Origin of the sequence: Enterobacter sp. PTB (assembly GCF_051130085.1) — a bacterium.
GTDB classification, from domain to species: domain Bacteria; phylum Pseudomonadota; class Gammaproteobacteria; order Enterobacterales; family Enterobacteriaceae; genus Enterobacter; species Enterobacter ludwigii.
The window spans coordinates 1-267 of record NZ_JBDKEE010000171.1; the positions used below are offsets into that span (position 1 = coordinate 1).

The 267-nt window shown below is 53.2% G+C and carries 1 pseudogene; it reads right to left on the minus strand.

The features are described from left to right. Window positions 1–185: 185 nt before the first annotated feature. Window positions 186–267: pseudogene (locus tag AAIR21_RS28125) on the minus strand (type VI secretion system tube protein Hcp); the annotation flags it as partial.

Below are 267 nucleotides of genomic sequence, written 5' to 3' on the forward strand. Positions count from 1 at the left end.
CATGTTATTTTTCTCAGTGTCGGTGACCGTCAGGCACGCTACCGCCCCTCGCTGTGTCCTGGTGTTCAGGAGCCTGTAAGCGCATCAGGTCAGATTTTTGTGTTGTAGTTTTTTGCAGAGCGTCCGCGCGGACAGGCGCTTTGCAAAAAAAAAAGCAGACAGGGATAACCCCGTCTGCCGGTGTGTTACGCGGTGGCGCGTTCGTTCCAGGAATCGGAATGAATGATGTTGCCGTCCTTGTAGGTCCAGGTGATTTTTTCGTAGCGC